Raw genomic sequence first — 8,148 nt, forward strand, 5'->3', positions numbered from 1 at the left:
CCTCGGGCACGAGCCCTATTTCGGCGCCGGGACCGGCCTAAGGCCGGGCGGGCGCGGACTCGGGACGCAGCGCGGCCGCGGTGTCCGCGGCGACGGTCAGTGCATCGATCGGCGGCCGCCCGAGCAGGGTGCGCAGATCCGGGCCGGGATCGGCCAGGAAACCGTGGCGAACACCGGTCGCGATCGACGCCAGCATGGGCGGCTGGAAGGGCAGCAGGCCCGCCGAGGCGAGCAGGCGGGAGCGGTAGTCACCCAGGCTGATCGTGTGGTGGGCGACGCCGAGCCGGTCGGCTACGTCCACGGCGGTGATGGGTTCCCCGGTCAGGTCGTAGATCTTCCCCTGATGCGGTGCGGGCCCGGCGGCGACGACCGCCGCCGCGGTGGCCAGATCCTCGCGAGCCACCGCCGACAACGCGCCGGTGCCGAACGCCGACTCCAGGCCGTCGCCCGCCCACATCAGCAGGCCGCCGAACAGCTCGGCGTACAGGCCGTTGCGGAGGATCGTCCAGCCCAGCCCGCTCCCGGTGAGGAGCCGTTCGGTCGCCCGGTGCGCGAGCGCGAACCCGAGATGGTCACCGGCTCCGGTCAGGCTGGTGTAGACGACATGCCCGACCCCGTCACGCGAGGCCGCATCGATGACCGCGGCATGGCGTGCGATCACCTCGTCGTCCTCGCCGTATCCGGCCGAGACCAGCACGAGGGTGGAAACCCCGCGCAGATCGAGACTGGCCGGAGCGTCGAAGTCGAGGTGGCGCACGCCTTCTCGGGGGATGCGGCTGCCGCCGGCCGCCGTTGCTCCTCTCGCCCGGAGCTCGGCCAGTGTGCGGGAGGCGAGATGTCCGTTGGCCCCAGTCACCAAGATCATGGTGTTCGCCGTCTCCTTCGTGGTTCTCTTCGGTAACTACGATCGGATCCTGACCGATCCGTCGTGCCGCCAAAAGGAGGCAGTTCGATGTCACCCACGCACACCGGGGTAACCGCCGCACCCGCCGGCCTGGATCCGTGCGGGCGGGCGGACCATCCCGACTGCGGCATCCGTGACGTCCTCGACCGGGTCGGAGACAAGTGGTCGGTGCTCGTCATCGTCGAACTCGCGGCCGGGCCGCGCCGGTTCCGGCAGCTGCAACGGGCGATCGACGGCATCTCGCAGCGCATGCTCACCCTCACCGTGCGCCGCCTGGAACGCGACGGACTCGTGGTCCGTACCGTCTATCCGACCGTTCCGGCCCAGGTCGACTACCGGTTGACCGAAACAGGAACGAGCCTCACCCACCTGGTCAAGGCGCTGGCCGACTGGTCACTCGCCCACAGTGAGACCATCGCCGAGGCCCGCCGGGCCTACGACGACGAACACCCCGGCAACGAGATCCGGTAACCGTTGCCGCTAGGGAACTTCGGCGCTGAGGAGACGCCGCATCCTCGCGTACTGGTCGACCGCGTCGCGCAACTCCTCGACCGGCGTGTCAAGAGCGCCGGGGTCACGGTCCCCGGCGGCACGGGCGAGGGCGTTCAGCGGAACCACACTCGCGCGGAAGGCGGCCGGCGTGTCGGACACGATCTCCAGAACCGGCTCATCCTCCACGTACCAGCAACTCCACCGGCAGGGCACGGCCCGGATCAGTGTCTCCCCCAGGTAGCGGACCGCCCCCGAGACGAACGGTTCCTCGGCGGCCCGGTTAACCGCAGACCAGCCGTCGAACCGGGCGAGCAGGAGCCGTCCCAGCGCCGTCAGTGAGTCGAAAGAGAAATCGAACGGGAAGTCCCCGGGCAGGAACCGAGTGCGCCACGCGGCCAGAGCATCGTCCATTTCAGACAGCCAGGAGTCGAGGAACGTGTTGGCCCGGACGATCGAGTCGTGGCGTTCCGCGTCCAGTCCGCAGAAGTCGAGGCCGAACTCGTCACGCAACGCCCTCGCCTGCTCCGGCGTGGCAAGGACGTACACGTCGTCCTGACAGGATTCGTGCTTCTTCCGAAGCAGTTGATAGAACTCGCGCGGATCGTCACCGCCCGGATCCAGATCGCCGAACTGCTCGAACACCGCCATCTGGTCCACGTAGTCGTCGGACTCGTGCTCGACGTGCCACCAGACCGGCTCGCCGTTGCGAAGGAAGTACAGGAATTCGCCAAAGTCTTCGTCCCTCAGCAACCGGACGCCGGTGATGACCACCGCCCCGCCGGTGCACGCGGTCACCGTCTCCTCGAGCAGACGACGGTAGTAGTCCTCGACGAAGTCGACGTCATCGCCGTGCACCGAAATCGCGATACCGAATTCCGGGAGCCAGCCGAAGAGATCGCGTTCGTCCAGTTGCTCGTCCAGATGCTCCTTCCGCCACCGGCCGATGTCGGCCAGCACCGCGTCGGCCTTCTCCTCCGTCACCATGCCCAGCGCCACCATCCGGTCCGCCAGTTCTCGAAGCGTTGCCATGCCACGCATTCTGGCACCGGCCCCCGACAAATCGAGCGTTTCCAGTAAAGTCCCGTCAGGGCACGAGACCGAGGCGGCGGGCGGTGGCCGCGGCGGCCACCCGGTTGCTCACCCCGAGCTTGCCGAGGATGTTCGACACGTGCACGCTCGCGGTCTTGGCCGAAATGAACAGCCGCTCCGCGATCTCCCGGTTGCCAAGGCCGTCGGCGACCAGGCGGAGGATCTCGGACTCGCGCGGGGTGAGCCCGAACCGTGGGACCGGCTTGCTGGTGACGGGGATGCGGGCCCGCCGGGCCAGATCGGCGAGCCGGTCGCCCAGCAGCCGCGCACCCAGCAACTCGGTGAGTCCAGCCGCCCGGCGGATCGCCGTCTCCGCGGCTTCCCGGTCCCCGGCGCCCAGCGCGGCTTCCGCCAGTCCGTACTGCGCCTGGGCGATGCGCAGCGGCTGTCCGAGTTCTTCCCACGCGTCCACCGCCTCCGCCCAGGCCGCCCGCGAACGGCTTCGCTCGGCCTCGAAGGTGAGCGACCAGGCACGCTGGACTGGTCCGGCAACGCGCGGTTCCGGCATCGGCTCGGTGAACCCGGCGCGGGCGCCGAGCACCAGCAACGGCCAGGTGAAGCGGTTCGAGACGAGGATGAACGGCGAGGTCAACGCCTGCCGTACCACCTCGCGAGCTTCTTCCGGCCGATCACCGGCGAGCGCGAGATCCGCCTCCAGCCGGGCGAGGAACAGCGGGCCCTGGGTGAATGTGCCGCCTTCGCCAGCGAGTTCGCGTGCCCGGTGCAGCGACGCCGCGGCCGCGTCGAGGTCCCCGCGCTGCAGGGCGAGGAAACCCTTGAGGCACAACAGGTGTGCCAGATGGGTCGGCGGCGGGGCGAGTTCCAGTGCGTGCTCGGCCGATTCCAGTGCCTCGTCCCAGTCACCGCTGGAGATCAGCGCGCCCACCAGATCGATCGCGTGCTCGTGCCCGCACCCCCGGGCGAGCCCGGTTTCGCGGGCGACGGCGAGCCCGGCCCTGGCCGTGGAGATCGCGGCGTCGAGGCGGCCGAAAGCCTGTAACAGTGAGGATTCCGCGTGCAGGGCGCGGAGCCGGAGCCGGGGGGTGTTCATCCCTTCGGCCAGCGCCCGTGCCCTGGCCAGGCGCGGAAGCTGGGCGTCGAGGTCGCCGAGCCGCGCGTCCAGCACGGCCAGGGTGATCAGGGCCGGTACCTCGGCCACTTCGTCGTGCGCACGGCGCGCGGCGGTGAGCGCCTCCTGCGCGACCTCGCGGGCCTCGGGATCGGGAACGTCCATCAGGCGCGCGGCCAGTGAGTTCAGCAGGTAGGGCCGCGCCGGATGACCGTCCGGGGCGGTGCGCACCGCGGCCCGGTGGTCTTCGAGCGCCTCCGGCAGGCCGAGCTGGCTGCGCAGCCGTGCCCGCTGCTCCAGCAGGACGGCGACCCGCACGCCCTCCGATTGGTCTGTTTCGGACAGTGCGGCGGTGGCGAGTCGTTCGCCGCGCGCGTGCTCACCAGCCCGCAGTGCCACCTCGACGGTGTGTTCGAGCAGCGTCAGGTGATCGATACCCAGCAGCGAGGCGCTGTCCGGAACCACCTCCCACAGTTGGAGCACCCTCTCCAGCAGCTGGAACTGCTCGGTGTACGCCAGCGCCTTGCGCGCCGCCCGCGCCGCCGCGAAGGCGGCGGTGAGCGCACCCGGGAAGTCGCGGGCCTCGTACCGGTGGTGCGCCAGCCCGGCCAGCGCGGATTCGTCATCCTCCAGCGCTTTTGCGTACCGGGCATGCAGGTCCACCCGCTCCCCTGGAAGCAGCCCGTGGTAAACCGCCTCGCCGATCAGGGCATGCCGGAAGACGTAGGCGTCACCGGCGACGGTCAGCACGCCCGCGTCGACCGCCGCACGGAGCGCGACGGACAGGCGGTCCACGCCGAAACCGGTCACCAGGCCCAGAGTGTCGTCCCGCACCGGGCCGGAAGCGACCGCCGCGACGCGCACCAACCGGGCCGGATCCGGCGCCAAGCGGTCCACTGTGGACAACAGAAGGTCCTCGAGCGAGGACGGAACCCCGTCGGTGCCGGTCTCCGCCAGCGCCTCCACGAACAGCGGGTTCCCCTCGCTGCGACGGTGGATCTCCTGCGCCACCAGTGGATCCGGCTCACGCCCGAGAATCCCGCGCAGCTGCGAGACCACGGCCCGGCGGCCGAGGCGCCCCAACGGGAGGCGGGTGGTCCACGGCACCCGGTCCAGACCGGTGAGCAGGCGCCGCAGCGGCTGCCCTCGGCGGGTCTCCTCGGTGCGATGCGTCACCATGATCATCGAGCCCGGCACCGCGGACTGGTTGCGCACCAGGAACTCGATCAGGTCGAGGCTGGAGGCGTCGGCCCAATGCGCGTCCTCGACCACCAGCACCACGGGCCGGGCGGCAGCCATCCCGCCCAGCAGTGCGAGCACTCCCTCGAAGAGGCCCCAGCGGGCGTCTTCGCCGGTTTCCGGCGGTCCGAGCACGGGCAACACCGGGGCGAGGCTCCGGCGCGACTCGTCCGGGACCTCGCCGGCGCAGTCCCGCAGGGCGGCGACGAACGGCGCGAACGGCAGGCCTTCGGCTCCCAGCTCGACACACCCGCCGAGCAGGACGCGCGCGTCGAGACCCCGCGTGAACTCGGCCACCAGGCGGGACTTGCCCACACCGGCCTCACCGCCGACCACGACGGTCGCCACCCCGCCCTCGGCGACCACGCGGAACAGTCCGGTCAGCCGGGCCGACTCCTCCCGTCGACCGGCGAACTCCGGGCCGATCAGTCGAGCAGTTCCGATGTCTCCAGCCATCGCGCCTCGACCTCGTCCTTTTCGGTCCGCACGGTCTTGAGTTCCGAGTTGAGCTCGACGAGCTTCTCCGGGTTGGTCGCGTGCAGCGCGAGCTGTTCGTGCAACTCGGCTTCCCGCGCGTGCAACTGGTCGAGCCTGCGCTCCAGCCGCGACAGTTCCTTCATCGCGGCCCGGTGCTCGGCCGCGCTGGAACGCTTCTGCTCGCCACCGGAGACCGCCGGGGCGGGCCCGGCCGCGGCCGCGATGCTCGCCTGGCGGCGCCGGAGGTACTCGTCGATCCCGCCGGGCAGGTGCGTGATGCGGCCGTCGCCCAACAGCCCGTAGACCGCGTCGCAGACGCGCTCGACGAGGTAGCGGTCGTGCGAGACCACCACGAGGGTGCCCGGCCACGAGTCGAGCATGTCCTCCAGCTGCTGCAGCGTGTCGATGTCGAGATCGTTGGTGGGCTCGTCGAGCAGCAGCACGTTGGGCTCGCCCATCAGGAGCCGAGCGAGCTGCAGACGGCGCCGCTCCCCGCCCGAGAGGTCGTCGACCGGCGTCCACTGCCGTGCCGCGGGGAAGCCGAGGCGTTCGGCGAGCTGCGAGGCCGACATCTCCTGCTTGCCCAGCACGACCCGGCCGGAGATCTCTTCGACGGCTTCGAGCACCCGCAACTGTCCCGGCAGGTCCTCCAGTTCCTGCGACAGGTGCGCCAGGCGCACGGTCTTGCCCTCGATGCGCCGCCCCTGCTCCGGCTCCGATTCCCCGGCCAGCAGCTTCAGCAGCGTGGTCTTGCCCGAGCCGTTGACGCCGACGAGGCCGATCCGGTCCCCGGGGCCGATCCGCCAGGTGGTGTGGTCCAGCACCGGCTTCTCGCCCGCTCGCAGCGTGACGTCTTCCAGTTCCAGCACCGTCTTTCCGAGACGGCGGCGGGCGAAGGTGAGCAGCTCCACCGAATCGCGCGGTTCCGGCACGTCGGCGATGAGCGCTTCGGCCGCTTCGATCCGGTAGCGCGGTTTCGAGGTCCGGGCCTTCGCGCCCCGCTGCAGCCAGGCGAGTTCCTTACGCGCCAGGTTCTGCCGCTTCTCCTCGGCGGTGGCGGCGAGCCGGGCCCGTTCCGCCCGCGCGAACACCCAGTCCGCGTACCCGCCGTCGTACTGCTCGACCCGGCCGTTCGCGACCTCCCAGGTGCGGGAGCACACGGTGTCGAGGAACCACCGGTCGTGGGTGACCACGACCAGCGCGGTCCGGCGGGCCAGCAGATGATCGGCGAGCCACCGCACGCCTTCCACGTCGAGGTGGTTCGTCGGTTCGTCCAGCACGATCAGGTCGAGGTCGCCGACCAGTGCGGCGGCCAGCGCGATGCGGCGCCGCTCCCCGCCGGAGAGGTTCGCGGTCGGCGAGTCCAGGCCGAGCGCGGTGATGCCCAGCCCGTCCACAATGGACCGCACGCGGGCGTCGGCGGCCCATTCGTGCTCGGCCGAGTAGTGGGACAGCACCGCGTCACGCACCGTGCTGCCCTCGGCCAGTTCCGTGCGCTGGGTGACCACGGCCATCCGCAGGTCCCGCACGCGGCTCACCCGGCCGGAATCGGGTTCGGCGATCCCGGCGAGCACCTCGAGCAGCGTGGTCTTGCCGCCTCCGTTGAGGCCGACCACACCGATCCGGTCACCCTCGGCAATGCCGAGCGACACAGCGTCGAGCAACGGGCGGACCCCGTAGGACTTGCCGACCGCTTCCAGGTTGATCAGATTGGCCATCAGGCGTGCACCTGCGGAGGAGTAGGACGGTGGAGCTCTTCGCCCCCGGTGAGCCGCGCGCCGGGAACCGGGCCGTGGGCCACGCGGACGGTGCGGCAGACCCCGGCGCCGGCCAGTTCGGCGGCGACCGCGAGCGCCGATTCCGCGTCGGCGCAGAGGAACGCGCAGGTCGGCCCGGATCCGGAGACGGTACCGGCGAGGGCACCGGCGTTCACCCCGGCGCGCAGGGTGCGGCGCAGACCCGGCCGCAGCGAAACCGCGGCCGCCTGGAGGTCGTTGCCGAGCAGGAGGGCGAGCTGCCGCGGATCACCGGAGGCCAGCGCCTCGACCACGGGTGCGTGCGAGCCGACGCGCGGCGGATCGCCGATCTCGCGCAGGCGGTCCAGCTCCTCGTACACCCGGGGCGTGGACAGGCCGCGCTGGTCGAAGGCGAGGACCCAGTGGAAGGTGTGGCGGGACAGCACCGGCACGAGTTGCTCACCGCGGCCGGTGCCCAGCGCCGTGCCCCCGTAGAGCGCGAACGGGACGTCGCTGCCCAGCTTCGCGGCGATCCCGGCGAGCTCGTCGCGACCGAGGTCGAGCTTCCACAGCGCGGTCAGCGCGACCAGGGTGCCCGCCGCGTCCGCACTGCCGCCCGCCATGCCCCCGGCGACCGGGATGCCCTTGCGCAGGACCACCCGCACCTTCGGGTCGGGCTTGCCGACGTGCGCGGCGAGCGCCTGCACCGCCCGCCAGGCCAGGTTGTTCGCGCCGGTGGGCACGGAGGCCTCACCCTCGCCGTAGACCTCGACCCCGGGCTCCTCGGCGACCGCGACGGTGACCTCGTCGGTCAGCGACAGGGCGTGGAACACTGTGGTCAGGTCGTGGAAACCGTCCTCGCGGAGATCACCGACCGACAGGTGCAGATTTATCTTGGAGGGCACCCGGACGGTGACCGGTGGGGGTACGACGGCTAGCACGGGCTCAAGACTACGTGGCCGCCCCTCACGGCCGCTCACGAGGAGAAACAAGTTCCAGCGCGACCCGCAGCGCGACCGCCGCGTTCCCCTGCTGATTGCCGTGAGGGGTCCCCTCGCGGTCGTACTTGCCAGGACCCCGGCAAAGTCTGGCCCGCTCGCGGTGTACGGCGCGTCCGCCGGGCGAGTCCCACCCTCGTGCGC

The 8,148-nt window shown here is 71.3% G+C and carries 6 protein-coding genes; 1 reads left to right on the top strand and 5 read right to left on the bottom strand.

Annotated features, from left to right (window positions below; all coding sequences use genetic code 11):
• Positions 1-37: 37 nt before the first annotated feature.
• Positions 38-865 carry an NAD(P)H-binding protein gene (locus FNH05_RS25920; RefSeq protein ID WP_144591329.1) on the bottom strand — a complete coding sequence of 276 codons (828 nt, stop codon included), beginning with the start codon at positions 863-865 and terminating at the stop codon, positions 38-40.
• An 87-nt stretch (positions 866-952) separates the two neighbouring features.
• Here FNH05_RS25920 and FNH05_RS25925 point away from each other — a divergent pair, with 87 nt between their 5' ends.
• A complete protein-coding gene (locus FNH05_RS25925; RefSeq protein ID WP_144591330.1) occupies positions 953-1,375 on the top strand; it encodes a winged helix-turn-helix transcriptional regulator in 423 nt (140 codons plus the stop codon).
• A 9-nt stretch (positions 1,376-1,384) separates the two neighbouring features.
• On the opposite strand, the gene FNH05_RS25930 is transcribed toward FNH05_RS25925, so the two are convergent.
• The 4 genes from FNH05_RS25930 to FNH05_RS25945 are packed head-to-tail and all read right to left on the bottom strand — an operon-like array spanning position 1,385 to position 7,947.
• Positions 1,385-2,425, bottom strand: coding sequence for a hypothetical protein (locus tag FNH05_RS25930; protein ID WP_144591331.1), 1,041 nt, complete (start codon positions 2,423-2,425; stop codon positions 1,385-1,387).
• Positions 2,426-2,480: 55 nt separating this feature from the next.
• The gene (locus FNH05_RS25935; protein ID WP_144591332.1) at positions 2,481-5,249 is read right to left on the bottom strand and encodes a helix-turn-helix transcriptional regulator; all 2,769 of its coding nucleotides are present in this window, start codon (positions 5,247-5,249) and stop codon (positions 2,481-2,483) included.
• The gene (locus FNH05_RS25940) at positions 5,219-6,988 is read right to left on the bottom strand and encodes an ABC-F family ATP-binding cassette domain-containing protein (protein WP_144591333.1); all 1,770 of its coding nucleotides are present in this window, start codon (positions 6,986-6,988) and stop codon (positions 5,219-5,221) included. Before FNH05_RS25940 ends, FNH05_RS25935 begins: the two co-directional genes overlap by 31 nt.
• A complete protein-coding gene (locus FNH05_RS25945; RefSeq protein ID WP_144591334.1) occupies positions 6,988-7,947 on the bottom strand; it encodes a 4-(cytidine 5'-diphospho)-2-C-methyl-D-erythritol kinase in 960 nt (319 codons plus the stop codon). Before FNH05_RS25945 ends, FNH05_RS25940 begins: the two co-directional genes overlap by 1 nt.
• Between the last annotated feature and the right edge of the window lie 201 nt (positions 7,948-8,148).

It is taken from the genome of Amycolatopsis rhizosphaerae (assembly GCF_007713715.1).
GTDB lineage: Bacteria > Actinomycetota > Actinomycetes > Mycobacteriales > Pseudonocardiaceae > Amycolatopsis_E > Amycolatopsis_E rhizosphaerae.

Excerpts from the sequence above, each read along its gene's own strand:
- FNH05_RS25920 (WP_144591329.1), bottom strand. The coding sequence starts at position 865 with ATGATCTTGGTGACTGGGGCCAACGGACATCTCGCCTCCCGCACACTG.
- FNH05_RS25925 (WP_144591330.1), top strand. The coding sequence starts at position 953 with ATGTCACCCACGCACACCGGGGTAACCGCCGCACCCGCCGGCCTGGAT.
- FNH05_RS25930 (WP_144591331.1), bottom strand. The coding sequence starts at position 2,425 with ATGGCAACGCTTCGAGAACTGGCGGACCGGATGGTGGCGCTGGGCATG.
- FNH05_RS25935 (WP_144591332.1), bottom strand. The coding sequence starts at position 5,249 with ATGGCTGGAGACATCGGAACTGCTCGACTGATCGGCCCGGAGTTCGCC.
- FNH05_RS25940 (WP_144591333.1), bottom strand. The coding sequence starts at position 6,988 with ATGGCCAATCTGATCAACCTGGAAGCGGTCGGCAAGTCCTACGGGGTC.